Source organism: Engelhardtia mirabilis (assembly GCF_007748095.1).
Taxonomy (GTDB): Bacteria; Planctomycetota; UBA1135; order UBA1135.
This window is the reverse complement of record NZ_CP036287.1, coordinates 6,141,165-6,156,588: the sequence shown is the minus strand read 5'-3', so window position 1 is coordinate 6,156,588 and position 15,424 is coordinate 6,141,165. Positions and strand designations below refer to the sequence as shown.

Annotated in this window: 9 protein-coding genes; 5 read left to right on the top strand and 4 right to left on the bottom strand. The window is 71.8% G+C overall.

The features are described 5' to 3' along the window. Positions 1 to 5 precede the first annotated feature (5 nt). Together Pla133_RS22745 and Pla133_RS22740 are read right to left on the bottom strand one after the other, a co-directional pair. A complete protein-coding gene (locus tag Pla133_RS22745; protein ID WP_145069589.1) occupies positions 6 to 1,538 on the bottom strand; it encodes a dienelactone hydrolase family protein in 1,533 nt (510 codons plus the stop codon). An 83-nt stretch (positions 1,539 to 1,621) separates the two neighbouring features. Next, on the bottom strand, positions 1,622 to 2,455 hold the full coding sequence (locus tag Pla133_RS22740) for a class I SAM-dependent methyltransferase (RefSeq protein WP_419191865.1): 834 nt from the start codon (positions 2,453 to 2,455) through the stop codon (positions 1,622 to 1,624). A gap of 97 nt (positions 2,456 to 2,552) precedes the next feature. Here Pla133_RS22740 and Pla133_RS22735 point away from each other — a divergent pair, with 97 nt between their 5' ends. The 5 genes from Pla133_RS22735 (at position 2,553) to Pla133_RS22715 (ending at position 10,028) form a co-directional block, all read left to right on the top strand. Further along, positions 2,553 to 5,030, top strand: a complete 2,478-nt coding sequence (locus Pla133_RS22735) for an alkaline phosphatase D family protein (RefSeq protein WP_145069585.1) — start codon at positions 2,553 to 2,555, stop codon at positions 5,028 to 5,030. A gap of 119 nt (positions 5,031 to 5,149) precedes the next feature. Beyond that, positions 5,150 to 6,589, top strand: a complete 1,440-nt coding sequence (locus Pla133_RS22730; protein ID WP_145069583.1) for a M20/M25/M40 family metallo-hydrolase — start codon at positions 5,150 to 5,152, stop codon at positions 6,587 to 6,589. Between the two features lie 151 nt (positions 6,590 to 6,740). Then, the gene (locus Pla133_RS22725) at positions 6,741 to 8,288 is read left to right on the top strand and encodes a radical SAM/SPASM domain-containing protein (RefSeq protein ID WP_145069581.1); all 1,548 of its coding nucleotides are present in this window, start codon (positions 6,741 to 6,743) and stop codon (positions 8,286 to 8,288) included. Between the two features lie 39 nt (positions 8,289 to 8,327). Further along, positions 8,328 to 9,203, top strand: coding sequence for a hypothetical protein (locus Pla133_RS22720; protein WP_145069579.1), 876 nt, complete (start codon positions 8,328 to 8,330; stop codon positions 9,201 to 9,203). A 240-nt stretch (positions 9,204 to 9,443) separates the two neighbouring features. After that, positions 9,444 to 10,028 (top strand): hypothetical protein, encoded by a 585-nt coding sequence (locus Pla133_RS22715; protein ID WP_145069577.1) that lies wholly within the window; start codon positions 9,444 to 9,446, stop codon positions 10,026 to 10,028. A gap of 993 nt (positions 10,029 to 11,021) precedes the next feature. Here Pla133_RS22715 and Pla133_RS22710 read toward each other — a convergent pair. Together Pla133_RS22710 and Pla133_RS22705 are read right to left on the bottom strand one after the other, a co-directional pair. Continuing rightward, on the bottom strand, positions 11,022 to 12,575 hold the full coding sequence (locus tag Pla133_RS22710) for a sulfatase (protein WP_145069575.1): 1,554 nt from the start codon (positions 12,573 to 12,575) through the stop codon (positions 11,022 to 11,024). Then, positions 12,572 to 15,406: a M14 family zinc carboxypeptidase gene (locus Pla133_RS22705; RefSeq protein WP_145069573.1), complete on the bottom strand. Its 2,835-nt coding sequence runs from the start codon at positions 15,404 to 15,406 to the stop codon at positions 12,572 to 12,574. Before Pla133_RS22705 ends, Pla133_RS22710 begins: the two co-directional genes overlap by 4 nt. Positions 15,407 to 15,424 lie beyond the last annotated feature (18 nt).

Below are 15,424 nucleotides of genomic sequence, written 5' to 3'. Positions count from 1 at the left end.
CGGCCTCAGCGATCCGACGCCGGGTCGCTGAGGTCCGCGAGCCTGCTCCGCAGTGCCTCGTCGTCCGGCGCGAGGGCGCTGTGGACCGCCACCGCGCGGCGGGCGTCGGCGCGTCGGCCGACCAGCTCGGCGAAGTCCGCGAGGAAGGTGAACAGGCTGGTGACGCGCGGCCGGAAGGTCTCGATCCGGGCCAGGAGGTCGCGGGCCTCGCCCACGCGGCCCTCGGTCTCGACCAGCTCCCACAGGAGCGACCCCAGCACCATGTTGCTCTCCTCCCAGGGGCAGCCGCGGCCGGCGAAGCGCACGAGCACCTCGCCGGTCAGCGCCGGGCCCCGCTCGCGCAATAGGTGCGGGAGCTGCCGCGGAGTGGGTGGATTCGGCGATTGCGGGTCGTAGGGCGCCGGCGCCGCCACGCCCACCTCGGCGAGCTCCACGTGGGGCGCGGGCCCACCGATCGTCGAGGCGCGGCCCGCCGAGATGGCCCGCGCGAGCGCGCCGCCCTCGCCGCGCAGCTCGGCGTCGAGGAAGGCCACGGCGTCGTCGACGAGCCTCGTGTGGGCCGCGCGCACCGCGGTGGCGTGCTCACTATCGTCGGCGGTGAGCGCCTGTAGCCCCTGGGCGATGTACTCGTTGTGCCCGAGCGCGGGCACGGTCCAGTAGATCCGCCGGCAGCGATCCAGGCGGTCGCAGAGTTGGAAGCTCGCCTCACTGCTCGCCGCCGCGAACAGCGGCAGCGCGAGGTCGTCGGCCGCGGCGAGCACCTCGTCCACCAGCCGTGCATGCAGCGGCATGTCGAGGCCGTAGTAGTCCACCGTCGTGTCGAGCAGCACCAGAGCGTCGACCCGCGACGACGGCTTGCAGGCGTGGCGCAGCACCGCCTGAGCCCCGGCCGAGTGCCCGGCCAGGGCCAGGTGACCCGCGTCGGCATGGGGCAGGCTGGCCGCGTGCCGCGTGAGCAGCTCCAGGTCGTCGCCGGACCCGTCGCCGCCGTCGATGCCGAGGTCGGACCCGTCGGCGCGACAGAAGGCGCTGCCGAGCACCACGTAGCCGCGACTCGCGAGGCGCGCGCAGAAGGCGGCGTTGTCCTCGAAGCTCGACCCCGCGCCGCTGTGGTAGAGCACGACCGGGAAGGGGCCGGTCGCGGGCTCCGCGTCGCGAAAGACGCGGGCTGGCGTGTTCAGCGCGGCTTCGAAGGTCTGCGCGCCGACTTCTTCGCGGGCGATCTCCCGCGCGTACTCGGCGAGGGCCTGGGCGAAGGGCGCGATCCGCTCGCCCGCCGACTCGATCGCGAAGTAGTCCCCGTGGACCATGGCCCGCTCGGGGTCGGTCCCGGTCGCCGGGTACCACTCGTTGACCAACACCGGGCGGGGAGCCCCGTGGGGACCGCCGTAGACGGCCCCCGAATCGCCCGGATAGCGATAGCGGCGGCCCTCGTCGAGGACCCAACTCGAGTGGAAGCCGACGGCGTGGAAGGGCGCGGCGGCCGGAGGCTCTCCCTGGCACGCGGCCGCGACGGTGAGGGCGATGGCGACGAGCATCCCAAGGGTGTCGCACACCTTCGCCCACACCGCCAGGTGGAGCTATTCGATCGTGGAGCTGCCGTCCACCGTGCCGATGGCCCTCAGTACAGGATGATCGAGTTGTCGTGGTCCAGGCCGCGGTAGGCCTGGCCGTCGTGGCGCGGGCCGATGCCGAAGGCGTTCAGCTCGGCGGGGTAGCTGGACTTCGACAACTGGGCGTCGATGCCGATGCGCTCGAGCCGACCGATCAGGTCCTCGCGGCAGTACTTCAGGTACTCGTGGGCGTAGGCGGGGCGCGCCAGGTAGGCCTTGTTGAAGCCGATCAGCACCAGCGAGAAGTGGTCGGGGTGCTCGCGCAGGTAGCGGAACAGCGACTCGGTGAGCTGGGGGTAGGTCCAGCTCAGGATGTCGTCCACCGAGACCAGGCACTCGCGCGAACCGTAGGCGTGGGCCATGGCCAGGTCCTCCTGCACGGCGGCGGCGGAGTGCTCGCCGTCGATGTGGAGGAAGCGGAACTTGCCGAACTGGTCGACCAGGCCCGGGTGGCGCTGCAGTTGGAACGAGTCGAAGTTCTCCAGGTGCAGGCGGGGGTCCGCGGGCTCGATCACCTCGGCCAGGGTTCGCTGCACGTCGGAGCGGCGCAGGAAGCGGTCGATCAGCCAGACGTGTTCGGACGACTTGGCGCGCTTGGCCATCAGGGCCGCGGACTTGCCCTTGTAGACGCCGACCTCGAGCAGGTGCCCGCCCCAGTTGCGTCGCTCCTGGAAGGCCAGCAGGCTGTCCCAGATGGCGGCGGACTCGATCGCGAACCAGCCCTCGGCCGCGGAGTAGGTCTGCAGGTACTCGGCGAAGGCGGCCAGGTCGGGGTCGGTGAACAGGGGCTCGTTCGCCGTCTCCGGCGGGGCCATGCGGGCGAGTTCGGCTTGGGTCGTCATGGGGAGTCTCCTGGGAGTCGACTCGGCAGGCTGGGCCCCGGGCTGGAGGGGGCGGACCGGGGAGTTCCCCCTCCGGGGATCGGTCCTATCCTCGGCCATGCTCTGCGCCGCCCTGGTCTTCGCCGTCGCCCAGCTCCCCGCACCCGCCAGCGGTGAGGGCGAGCTCCCGCTCGCCCTCGCCGAGGACTGGACTCGCGCCGCCGACCGCTACTGGCTGGGCGAGGGGCTGTGGGGCAATCGACTGCAGGACTGGCGGATCCGCGACGAGGCCCTGGAGTGCGTCGGGCCCGCGGGCCTGCGTTGGCGCACGGCGATCGCGGCCGGCGCGTGGTCGCGCGCGGACGAGCCGCGTCGGCTGGAGGTCACCGTCGGAGCGGGCTCCGATGAGCTCGAGCCGGGGGCCTGGGCCGGGTTCCTCGTGGGCGCCGGCGGCGCGGGGCCCGAGGACGGCGTGCACCCGCTGCACGGGTTGCTCGTCCAGGGCACGGTCGGCCGCGGCTTCGGCTGGTTCGCCGGGGTGAGCGCGTCGGGGCAGCTCGCGATCGAACGACTCGACTCGCCCCAGGCCGTCGCGCGACTGGACGCGCGAGCCGTGGACGGGCGACCGACGCCGCTGCCGGCGGACGGCCTGCGCCTGGGTCTGGACCTCGAGCCGGACGGCGAAGGTGGGCACCGACTCACGCTCGAGGCGCGCGACCCGGAGTCGGGCGAAGTGCTGCAGCGCGTGGCGGCCGTCGCCGCCCCTGCCGACGGCGACCTCCCCGACGTGGGCCTGCGCGGACAGGTGGGGTTGGTCGCCGACCCGGGGCCGAGCGGCAAGGGCCCCGGCGCGGCCTTCCGCTTCGACGACCTGCGGATCGTCGGCCGCGAGGGCGCGGTGGAGCCGCGGCAGGAGCTCTCGCCGATCGTCTCGGCGCTCTACACGATCAGCGGTGACCGGCTGAGGCTGACCCTGCAGATGATGCCGCTGCCCGAGACCCACGCAGGAGGCCCGACCTCCGCGGTCCTCTCGATCCTCGAGGACGGATCTCTGGCCCTCGTCTCCATTGAAGAGGTCCTTCCGGAGTCCTGGACAGCCAGCTTCGATATCGACGATTGGGACTCGAGCAAGTCCCAGACCCTCGTCGCCACGGTGTTCGTGCCCTTCCGCATGCGGGAGGGGGTGCGGACCATCGCCGGGTCGACTGCCGACCCCTACACGACCTACATCGACGTGCCCCGCCAGCCGGCGCCGGACGCACCCCTCGAGATCGCCCTGCTCAACTGCTGTCACCAGGTCTCCCACGACCTGGTCGGCGGCTGGGGCGCGAGCGGCGGCGTCGACCGCGGCGACTGGCGCACGGGGTCCTGGTTTCCCCATGCCGACCTCGTCGCGAACCTCGCTGCCCACGAGCCCGACCTGTACGCCTTCGTCGGCGACCAGGTCTACGAGGGCGCGTCGCCGACCGGCGTGGACCGCCAGAACCTCGAACTCGACTACCTCTACAAGTGGCTGATCTGGTGCCTGGCCTTCCGCGACCTGACGCGCACGCGGCCGACGATCGTGCTGCCCGACGACCACGACGTGTACCAGGGCAACCTGTGGGGCGAGGGCGGCATCGTCGCGACGCAGCAGCAGGCGGGGGGCTACCAGCACCCCGCGGAGTTCGTGGCGGTGGTCGAGGCGACCCAGACGTCACACCTGCCAGACACCGCGCACCCGGGAGGCGTGATCGCCCAGGGCCTGCCGGCGCGCTACGGCGAGCTGGTCTGGGGCTGCGCGTCGATCGCGATCCTGGAGGACCGCAAGTTCAAGAGCGGCTGCCTGGACGAGCGGATGCCGGAGACGGACACCGATCGGCCCGACCACTGGGCGAGTCCACCCGAGGATCGGGCGCTGCTCGATCCGCCGGGGCTGCAACTGTTGGGCGAGGCCCAGGAGGCGTTCCTGGCGCGCTGGGCCGAGGCGGACCGCGGCGCGCGGATGAAGGTCGCGGTGTCCCAGTCACCCTTCGCCGGCATGGCGACTCACCACGGCGCCGCGCTCGAGCGGCTCGGCGCGGACCTCGACAGCAACGGCTGGCCGCGCTCGGGTCGCGATCGCGCGGTCGCGCTCCTGCGCCGGGCGGGAGCGGTGCACCTGGCCGGGGACCAGCACCTGGCGACCCTGGTGCAGCACGGCATCGAGGCCCCGGGCGACGCGGTCTTCGACTTCACGGGTCCGTCGATCGCGAACTTCTACCCGCGGGCCTGGTGGCCGAGTCTGGCAGCCAGCGGTCGGCCGGCGGAACTCCCGCAGCCGGCGGACTACACCGGTGAGTTCACCGACGGGCTCGGCAACCTGGTGACGGTCCACGCCGCCGCGAACCCGATGGAGGACGCGGCGCTGCGCGAGTTGGCGGGTGGCGAGCTCTCGCCCATGGCCCTGTTCCGCGGCATGCCCGGCTATGGGCTGGTGCGCCTGGACCCCGGCGCGCGCGAGGTGACATTCGAATGCTGGCCGAGGTTCGCGGGGCCGGGTGGGCGGCAATACCCCGGCTGGCCGGTGACGGTGCGCGTCGCGGAGAACGGATCGCAGGAGCGAGCCCCGGACTGACGGCCGGCCAGCCGGCCGACAGGTGCCTTGCGCCGTGCGAACGCCCGACTCACGCCGCGTCCTGCGTCGCTCCGCCGAGTCTGTTGCATCGCCGCACGGGCCTGCGGCACCGTATCCCCATGGACGCCACCTCCGCACACCTCGACCCCGACTCCACCCGCGCCTTCGTCGACGACGAGTTCGAGCGCACGATCGTCCCGGCCCTGATCGAGTACGTGGCGATCCCCGCCAAGTCGCCGCACTTCGACCACGACTGGGCGGCGCACGGTGAAATCGAACGCGCCATCGAGCTCGCGCACGCCTGGTGCCAGGCCCAGCAGGACCTCGACGACGCCGCGATCGAGGTCGTGCGGCTCGAGGGCCGCACCCCGGTCCTGTTGATCGAGATCCCCGGCCGGGGCGCGCCCGCCGGCGACACGGTCCTGCTCTACGGCCACCTCGACAAGCAGCCGGAGATGGTGGGCTGGCGCGAGGGGCTCGGCCCCTGGAAGCCGGTGATCGACGGCGACCGCCTCTACGGTCGCGGCGGCGCGGACGACGGCTACGCGGTCTTCGCCTCGCTCACCGCCGTGCGCGCGGTGCGCCGCGCCGGCTGCGACCACGCGCGCTGCGTGGTCCTGATCGAGACCTGCGAGGAGAGCGGCAGCTTCGACCTGCCGCCCTACCTCGCGGCCCTGGACGAGCGCATCGGCACGCCCAGCCTCGTGGTCTGCCTCGACTCGGGCGCCGGCGACTACGAGCGCCTGTGGAGCACGACTTCCCTGCGCGGGATCCTGACCGGCGTGTTGCGGGTCGACGTGCTCGACGAGGGCGTGCACTCGGGCGACGCCGGCGGGATCGTGCCGGACAGCTTCCGCGTCGCGCGGCAGGTGCTCTCGCGCCTCGAGGACCCGGACACGGGCGAGGTGCTGCCGGCCGAGCTCCAGGCCGACGTGCCGTCCGAGCGCCTGGACCAGGCCCGCGCCGTGGCCCGGGCCCTGGGCGCCGACATGTCCGGTCGCTTCCCCTTGCCCGAGGGCGCCGGCCCCCGCGCGGGCGAGCCCCTGGATCACGTCCTCGCCCGCACCTGGCGTCCGGCCCTGGCCATCGTCGGGGCCGGGGGCCTGCCCGCCGTGGCCGATGCCGGCAACGTCTTGCGCCCGGCGACCGAGCTCAAGCTCTCCCTGCGACTGCCCCCGACGGTCGACGCGGGCCAGGCGGCCGAGGTGGTGCGCCGCACCCTCGAGTCCGACCCGCCCCCCGGCGCGCGGGTGCGCTTCACCCCGGAGCAGGCCGCCTCCGGTTGGGAGGCGCCGCCCGTGGCGCCCTGGCTCGAGACCTCGATGCGCGAGGCGTCGACGACCTACTTCGGAGAGCCCTCCGCCCTGACCGGCGAGGGCTGGTCGATCCCCTTCATGGGGATGCTCGGCGAGCGCTACCCCGAGGCCCAGTTCCTGATCACCGGCGTCCTGGGCCCCGGATCCAACGCCCACGGTCCCAACGAGTTCCTGCACCTGCCCATGGCCCGCGGCCTGACCTGCTGCGTGGCCCAGGTGCTGGTGGACCACGGGCGGCGGTAGGGGCCGCTCGGGGGACGCCGCCGGAGATTTCTCGAGTAAGTGCGACGGAACGGTCGTCCGACCGCGCCGCAGGAGAGCGCCGGGTAGCGCGTGCCGCCTACGAGGGGAGGCGTGCGCTCCGGACCCGGCGCGTCCTCAGCCTCGCCCTGCCATGATCGAGAAGATCCTGCCGACGACCGTCGTCGAGAGCCGCATCGCCGCCCTCGCCGAGTCGATGCTGCCCGGGAAGCGCCCCAGCTTCCACGCCTTCACCTATGCGGGCGACCACCTGGTCTACGACCTGCTAACGGGTTCGGTGCTCGAGGTCAGCGAGCCCTTCTTCCAGGTGCTGCGCGGCATCGAGCTGCGCGAGCCGGCCGGCGAGGTCCGCGCCCGCCTGTCGGCCTGGGACGACGACGACGTCGAGCTCCTGATCGACGAGCTCGAGACGCTCCACAGCGCCGGCTTGTTGCGCACCGAGGACACCAGTCGCGTCGCCGAGATCGAGCGACTCGTCGCAGACAGCCTGGTGCAGCACCACCCGCGCAAGATGATGTTGATGGTGCAGTCCAACTGCAACCTCAAGTGCACCTACTGCTACGAGGTGCAGAGCGGCTTTCACTCGACCGGAACGGGCATGGACTACGAGACTGGCGTGCGCTCGATCGAGTTCTTGATCCAGCGCTCCGGTCGGCGCCCCGATGTCGAGATCACCTTCTTCGGCGGCGAGCCCCTGCTCAACTTCGACCTGATCAAGCGCCTGGTCGACTACTCGAAGTCGCGCGAAGCCGAGACCGGCAAGGCCTTCTACTACCAGGTCACCACCAACGGCACGCTCTTGACCGACGAGATCATCGCCTACATGGTCGAGCACGAGTTCTCGGTCATGCTCAGTATCGACGGACCGCCGGAACTGAACGATCGCCACCGGGTCGACCTCGGCGGACGCGGCACCGGCGCCAAGGCCATCGAGTGGGGTAAGAAGCTCGTCGAGGCCCAGCGGGCCGCGGGCCTGCGCGAGGCGATGGTGCGGGTCACGCTGACCCATCAGAACAGCGACGGGGCCGCGGTTGAGAGCTATCTGCGCAGTGAGGGCTTCGGTCGGGTGATGCTCGGATCCAGCAACGGACGGGCCAACAAGAACGACGAGTTCGACCTGACGCCGCAGGACAACCAGCGCACGCGCGATGCCTCGGATCAGACGATCGCGGCCTACGTGACCTGGCTGGAGGGGCGCGGGCCGCGTCCCTCCGAGGCGCACAACCTCGAGCAGGGCGTCGCCCAGTTCCTGCCTTCGCTGCAGGGCCCGTCGACCGCGCCGAGCATTCGCTGCGGCGTGGGGCGCAACATGCAGGCGATCACCCGCGACGGGAAGATCTACCCCTGCCACCGCTACGCCGGTGAGGACGCCTTCCTGCTCGGCGATCTGGAGACCGGTCTCGACGAGACCAAGCTGCGCGACTACTACGACCGCCTGCTCGGCGTCAAGGAGGAGCACTGCTCCAAGTGTTGGGCGCGCATCACCTGCGGCGGGCAGTGTCCCTGGTACATCTCCGACGAGGGTGGCGCGATCCTCGAACCCGACGAAGAGTCCTGCAACGGCATCCGCGGGGGCCACGAGCGCCTGATCTACCTGGTCCACAAGCTTCGCCAGCACGGTCGGCTCCAAGACCTGCGCGTCGAGGTCGAGTCGGATCCCGCCGACCGCTCAGAGGCCTGATTCACACCTTCCCGAGACGATCCCTACAGGAGGCCGGCTGTGACGAAAGAACGAAACGAAGAGCCGCATGAGCCGGACTCGGATGGGTCCGCCGCAAATGCAGAGTCGCCCGAGGTGCCCGGAAAGGGTCGTCGCGACTTCCTCCGCGCCGTGCTCGGGCTGGGGCTCGCGAACGTGACCATCAGCTTTCTCGGTGCGGTGCCAGCGGCAGCCTCGGTGCAGGGGGGCGCTGCGGACGGCGACTGCGCGATCCCGAATGACGACGGCTTCTACTCCAAGGACACGGCCTGCAAGGTCGGGGTCCACGGGCCCGATCTGGATTGCGGCAAGCAGAGCGCGGAGGGGATCTACCACCAGGACGACTACTGCGCGACGTTTTTGGGCGATGGCCAAGGCTTCGCTTCGGACGCCGACTGCGCCAAGCAGGGCGAAGAGGGTGTGCTGCAAACCGACATGGACTGCCGCCTCGTGGCGCCGGGCTTCCCGGAGGTGAAGCAGCGCGACAGCATGTGTGGCCACCCTGTGTCGCCCAATCCCAATGGACCGACCTTCCGGGACGAGGTCTGCAACACGGCCCCGAATGGGTTCCAGACGATCAAGGATGCGTCGTGCGGCAAGCCCAAGGCTCCGAGTGGCACCTACGCCGACGACTCGTGCACGAAGCCCGATGGGATCGGCTTCTGCAACGATTCGAACTGCGCCAAGCCCAACGGCCCCACGATCTTCGCCGACCAGGACTGTGGCACGCCTCTGCTCCTGGACATGGTCCACAGAGACGACGACTGCTCGCAGCCGATCCCCGGTGGGGTCTCGCAGGACGACGACTGCGGCAAGGTCGATGTGACCGGCGGAGGGTTCTTGCCCCCGCTCCTGCACAAGGACGACGACTGCGGGTTGACCGGGAACGACGGGTGATCCGAGGCGGAGCGATCCGACCGAGCTGGCTCCGGGAGCGAGCGCGAGACCACCGACGTCCCGGTCGATCGATCGAGGCCAGCAAGTCAGCCACGAGACAATCGGCATGAAGCAGCCGAGCGAAGAGTCGAGCCAGACCGACGGAGTCGGGTCCGAGGATTGCAGCCCCCGTGCCGGACGCCGCGGAGGGCGGCGGGACTTCCTGCGTGGGGTCCTCGGCCTGGGTCTTGCCAACGGACCGTGAGCTTCCTCGGTGCGGTGCCTGCCGGCGCGCTACCCCAGGACGGCGACGGGAACTGCGCGATCCCCGACGACGACGGGATCTTCTCCGCCGACGCAGACTGCAACATCGGCGCCAACTCCCCGGACTTTGACTGCGCGATGCCTAGCGGCGAGGGAGGTGGGGTGCACAAGGACAACTCTTGCACCACGCCCCAGGGACAGGGGTTCAGCCGGGACAACGACTGTGGTCGTCAGGAGAGTGAGGGCACCCTCCACTCAGATATCGACTGCGGAAGCCCGGCCGGGGCCGATCCCAGCGTCGAGCAACGCGACGAAATGTGTGGCAAGCCGACGGGGGGCGGTCCCCAAGGCGCGCACCACCGGGACCACGCTTGTGCGCAGCCTGTCAACGACTTCCAGTCGAACCAGGACATGGCCTGCGCCAAGCCTGGACACGACGGGAAGACCTACGAGGACGGGACCTGCGGGAAGCCGGGCATCTTTGGCAAATGGAAGGACCTCGATCGCGGGAAGCCCACTGGGAACACGACGCACACCGACCTGATCTGCAACCAGCCCAATGCGGACGGCACGAGGTGGTAGGCCGATGACAACTGCGGAGTCCAGAGCGAGGCCGGGTACGCAGCCGACGCCGACTGCGGGAATCCGGGGAGCTACGGACCAAACGCGGACAACGACTGCCACCTCGCCCCCTTCTCCGACAGCAGTCAGGACGGTCAGGACTGAAGGACGGGACCCCTCGGGTCTGGGGGGCCCGCCCTCCGCCCGGGCCGGGTCGGGGGCACCGCGTTCGAGAGGGTCCGCGATGGCGTGGTGACCAGTCCGGGGTCGGGCGGTGACCCGCTCGGGTCCCTGGCTGCCGTTGCTCCGGCGATCCGAGCGGGCCGGGTAGCCGCCCCCACGGTGGCCCGGTTCGATGCTCGGTCCGGCGGGCGCGGACAGCGGGCGGGCGGTCACGGGCTGGCGGCAGTGGGTGGACCGTGGGCAGGTGCGGTGCGCGTGATGGATGTCCAGGGTCGCGCGGCGGCTCGGGAGTGGGCCCCTGGCCCCGGCGAGACCTGTCGGCGGACCACCCGAACCCCCGCTCGGTGCAACTGCGCCAGCACAGCGGTAGGGGCGCGGGAGCGCTTCGAGGGCGCCGCCGGGCTCGACCGGGGTGCGCCGGGCACCTCCCGTCGATTTTCCCCGAGTCGCGGAAACGCCTGCCCGAGATCGCCGTACTGGAGGGCGACGAGAAGTTGCAGGGCGCGCCGCCCCCGTGGTCTGGATGGGGAACTGGGTTGATCGGGTGGCGGCGCGTCCAACCTCGTCAGGGGCGAGTGGGGATTCGCCCCTCCTACAGCGGCTGCCGCCGATCCCGGCGATGCGAGCGAACGGCGCTCGCTGGTCCCGAAGGTCTACGCGGCGTCGTAACCGACCGGTCCCGACCTCCTGAGGGGCCCTGGGTGTGACTTGCCAGATCGCAGTCGCGCCCCGGACCCTGCGACACCTTCGACGGCGTGGGCGAGCCTTGACTCGGTCACGCCGTCGGTCGTTCGGGAACCGCGGGCGCACAGAGGGTGTAGGCCGCCCCGTTCAGGGCGGGCCGTCGTCCGCGGTCGGGTCGGCGGGCGCGTCAGCCGCTCCACCGCCGGCTCGGGCGCCGATCTGAAACTCGCCGTAGCCCAGGGCTTGGAGCGCTTCGAGCTGGTCGGAATCCAGCCCCTCGCTCTGGGGGTCGACGGTCGGGTTCTCGGCGCGCCAGGCGTCCAGGGCCGCGACCAAGCGGGCCACGTCTTCGGGCCGCTGGTCCGCCAAATCCACCCGCTCGTGGGGGTCGACGGCGCGGTCGTAGAGCCGGATCCCGGGCACCACCCGGTCCGGGTGCACGCGGATCAGGGCCAGGTCGGTGGCCAACTCGCGCACGCGCTCGCCGCGCAGGGAGACCGAGAAGGCGAAGGGGCGCGGCGCGGATTCACCCGCGAACAGGTCGCGCCCGTCGAGGCCCGCGGGCCGCTCGATCCCGTTCAGGGCCAGGAGGGTCGGGTACAGGTCGATGTTCTCCACCGGCTGCTCGACCACGAGGCCGGCCGGCACCCGCGCTCCCCACAGGACCATGGGGGTGAACAGCACCTCCGGGGCCAGGTGGGCGCCGTGCTCCTGGTAGAGGAAGTGGGTGGGGCGGTGCATGCTCGCCGGGGCGTCCTCGGGCAGGGGCGTCGGTCGCTCCCACAGGCCTTCACCGTGGTCGGCCACCAGGGCGAAGGTCGCGTCCTCGGCCAGGCCCGTCGCCCGCAGGCGGTCGACCAGGTCGCCGAGGATCCGGTCGGTCTCGCGCACCTCGCGTTCGTAGCGCGCGCGGCCGTCGCCGATGTTGGCCCAGTCCGACGTCCAACCGCGAGCCGGCCGCCCCTGGCCTTCGGTCAGGTCGCGGAACAGCTCGCGCAGGGGGCGGGTGTCGGCCTCGATGCGCTGGGCGTCGACCGGCAGCTCGTCGAGCCACTGCCGCTGCTCGCGGTAGGGCGAGTGGGGCTCGAAGGTCTGGATGTAGAGCAGGAGCGGCGGGCGGTCGGGGTCCTGCAGTACCTCCTCGATCACCGGCCAGGCGTCCTCCAGGAGCTCGTCGGACTCGCGTGCGGCCAGGATCTCATCGCTGGAGCGCCGCGACGGTCGCGCGTCGTAGTGATCGAAGCCGCGCCCGAAGCCGGAGCGGTCGGTCAAGAGGATGTTGGCGCTGAAGCCGAGTGTCGCGTAACCGGCTTCCGAGAAGGCCTGAGCGAGATTCACGGCGTCGGCCTCGGGCGCGTAGATCTGCGTGGTGAGGTAGCGGCCGGAGACCATCGAGGCCATGGACGGCTGGGTCCACGAGCACTGGGAGGTCACGTCGGCGAAGCGCGTGCCACCGGCCGCGAGGGCGTCGAGCCGTGGGCTGGTCGGGCGCTCGTAGCCGTACATCCCCAGGCGATCCGCGCGCAGGGTGTCGACCACGAACAGCACCACGTCGGTCGGACGCACGCTGGGTGCATGGGGCACTTCGTCGATGACGGCCGGGGGCGGCTCGGCTCCGGAGCAGCCCGCTGCGGCGACCAGCGTCAGGGCCGAGATCGCTCGGGCGAGGCTGCCGCGCGGACTGTGCTGAACCACGCTCATCGCGGAACCGGCGCAGACGCCCCCGCGCCCGGGCCGTAGACCACGGCGTTGGAGAACAGGCGTGCGGTGCCACGCATGGAGCCGCGGAAGGTCGGGTTGCTGGCGAACAGGATCACCTGGCCCGCGCCGCGGCCCTCGACCGTGGCGTAGGCCGACAGTTGCAAGCGATCGGCGGCCTCGGGCCACAACAGGCCGGCCAGTCGCAGGCCGGGTCCGGCGACCAGGCGCACCGGCGTGTCCCCCGAGTTCACCAGCGCGTGGGAGCCCTCGAAGAAGACCGGCATGACCTCGCCGGTCCCTGCGGTCAGCCAGTGGTGCTGGTCGACCGCGGCGCGCAGGAACACGCCGTAGGGCTCGAAGCGTTGCATCCAGTCGTCGCGCCGCGCGAGGGCCTCGTCGTCTCCATCGGCTTCGGTCAACAGCTCGTCGCCGGCCACGGGCCCGGTGCCCGCGAACAGGGCTTCCACGTCGACCTCGATGGTGCCGGCGGCCAGAGCGTGTTCGGCCTGGGCGCGGTAGACGGGAATCTCACTCAACACGTCCGAGTGTCGACGCACGTCGGAGAGGCCCAGCTCTTCGTCGGCCAGGTCCGCGGCGCTCGGTCCGCAGGCGATCAACGTCCCGCCCCCCTCGACCCAGGCCGCGAGGTCTTCGGCGTGGTCCGCGAGCAGGCCTCCGACGCCGTAGCCCGGCGGCAGGATCAACACGTTGAAGCGGCGCAGGTCGTAGGAGCCGAAGGACTGTGCGTCGAGGATCGAGTAGTCGAGCCCCAAGCGCACGTCCAGGTGGTGCCACAGGTGGCCGAACTGGTCGGAGGCGAAGGGCTCGTTCGACAAGAGCCCGACGCGCGGGCGTTGCAGCAGGGTGAAGTGCCCGCCGCCGAGGTCGGGGCCCTCGTCGGGGGAGCGCCCGGTGGTCAGGGCGACGAGGGCGGCGCCGCTCGCGCGGGCCGCGGCGTTCACCTGCTGGCCGAGGTCACCGAGCTCGTTCTCGTGGCGGCGCACGAGCAGGCTCCCGCGCGCGAAGGCCAGGCCCCGGGCCGTGAAGCCGCGGTCGGACAGGTGCACGTGGATGCCGCGCGCCATGGCCGCCGCGGCGAAGCGCGGCGCGGCGTCGCTGGAACCGTCGACGGCCCAGGCGAAGACGGACGGATCGTCGCTGGAGCGGTCGACGATCGGCGCGGGCTCGAAGGCCGCGAGGTCGCGCGCCGGCGCGTCCGCCCACCAGCACTCCAGGTCGAAGGCGTGGCCCAGGTCCCAGGCGGTCACGTCGTAGATGTTCCCGTAGCCCTGGCGCTCCAGGTCGGCGCGCTCCTTCTGGATGTAGTCCGCCGGCATGCGCGTGTCGAACTCGAGGTAGGCCGAGACCAGGCGGCCCTGGGGTTGACCCAGGCGCACGATCGTCGAACCGGGCGGCACCTCGATCGAATCGGAGTGCGCGCCGAAGCGGTCGGAGGCGTTCTCGAGCTCGAGCGCGCCGACGGTCTCGTGCTCGATGCCCTGGCCGTCGAGCACCGCCAAGAGGGCCGCGCGCCGCTCGGGGTGAGCAGCGTTGGGCGCGAGCACGAACGCGCGCGCATCCGCCTCGGGCGCGCAGGCCTGACGGCGCGCGGCGAGGTAGTCGGTCAAGAGCTCCACGCGCGCGGCGGCCACCGTGTTCAGGTTGGCCATCGACGCCGCGACCTGTCCGTGCACGGCTTCGCGGTAGGGCACCACCTCGCCCGAGGCCCGTCGGACCGGAGCGCCGCCGTTGCGGGCCTGCTCGTAGAGGATGCCGACGGCGCCGCTCAGCGAAGCCCATGCATCGGTGTAGAAGGGGCCCCAGGCGTCGGCCCATTCCCGCGTGTAGTAGCCCCAGCCGAAGCTGTCGAAGACTCCCGCCAGGTCGTCGGCCAAGCGTCCCTGCCACGCCAGCAGGGTTCCAGGCAACTGCGGGTGGTGCGCCGCCGCCTGGGGGTAGGTCAGGAAGGTATCGAGGGCCTCCATCTCGTGCCCGTCGACCACGAGCTGCGGCGAGTACTTGCGGATCGCCTCCCAGCGCCCGCGCGTCTCGAGGGCCACGCCGGCGATCCAGTCCCGGTTCATGTCGAACAGGAAGTGGTTGCCGCGCCCGAAGGGCCAGCGCCCGCGCTGCATGGAGGCGTGGTCCAGGTTCGACACGTAGCCGGCCATCTGCTCCACCTGGGAGATGAAGCGCTCGCGCCCGTCCGGGTTCTGGTTGGGGTCGACGATCACGATCAGCTCGTCGAGCAGGCCGGTCACGTCCGGACCGGTGCCGGCGATCAGATGCCAGGCCAGGGCCCCGGCGGCGTCGGCGCCAGAGGTCTCGTCGCCGTGGATCGAGTAGGCCATCCAGGCCACCGCGGGCAGGCGCTCGATCAGTCCGCTCGCCTCGGCGTCGGTGAGGCCGCGCGGGTCGGCCAGGCGGCCGAGGTCGCCGAGGATTCCGTCCAACTGCTCGAGTCGATCGGGTCGCGCAATGATCGCGTGGTAGAGCGGCCGCCCCTCGTGGGTGCGACCGTGCCCGACCAGGCGCATGCGTGGCGAGAGCTCGGCCCAGGTCTCGAACGCCGCGCGGATCTCGGCGCTGTGGGCCATGCGGCTGCCGGCCGGCGCGCCCAGCAGCTCGTCCAGGCTCGGGATGCTCGGGTCGTGCTCGGAGCCGGGGAAGAAGTCCTCGGTCCAGCGGTGGGCCGCCGGGTCGCCGAAGCGGATCGGCCGGCCGGCGTCGGTGCCGACCTGGGCCTGCGCCAGGGGCGCGGCCCAGGTGAGGGCGAGGGCGGCCAGGACCGCTACGATGGCTGCCCGCGAGGGCTGGAAGATGGCGTCCATGGGCGATTCGATCGGGGC

Coding starts and splice junctions, on each gene's coding strand:
- Pla133_RS22745 (WP_145069589.1), bottom strand. CDS start 1,538: ATGCTCGTCGCCATCGCCCTCACCGTCGCGGCCGCGTGCCAGGGAGAG.
- Pla133_RS22740 (WP_419191865.1), bottom strand. CDS start 2,455: ATGACGACCCAAGCCGAACTCGCCCGCATGGCCCCGCCGGAGACGGCG.
- Pla133_RS22735 (WP_145069585.1), top strand. CDS start 2,553: ATGCTCTGCGCCGCCCTGGTCTTCGCCGTCGCCCAGCTCCCCGCACCC.
- Pla133_RS22730 (WP_145069583.1), top strand. CDS start 5,150: ATGGACGCCACCTCCGCACACCTCGACCCCGACTCCACCCGCGCCTTC.
- Pla133_RS22725 (WP_145069581.1), top strand. CDS start 6,741: ATGATCGAGAAGATCCTGCCGACGACCGTCGTCGAGAGCCGCATCGCC.
- Pla133_RS22710 (WP_145069575.1), bottom strand. CDS start 12,575: ATGAGCGTGGTTCAGCACAGTCCGCGCGGCAGCCTCGCCCGAGCGATC.
- Pla133_RS22705 (WP_145069573.1), bottom strand. CDS start 15,406: ATGGACGCCATCTTCCAGCCCTCGCGGGCAGCCATCGTAGCGGTCCTG.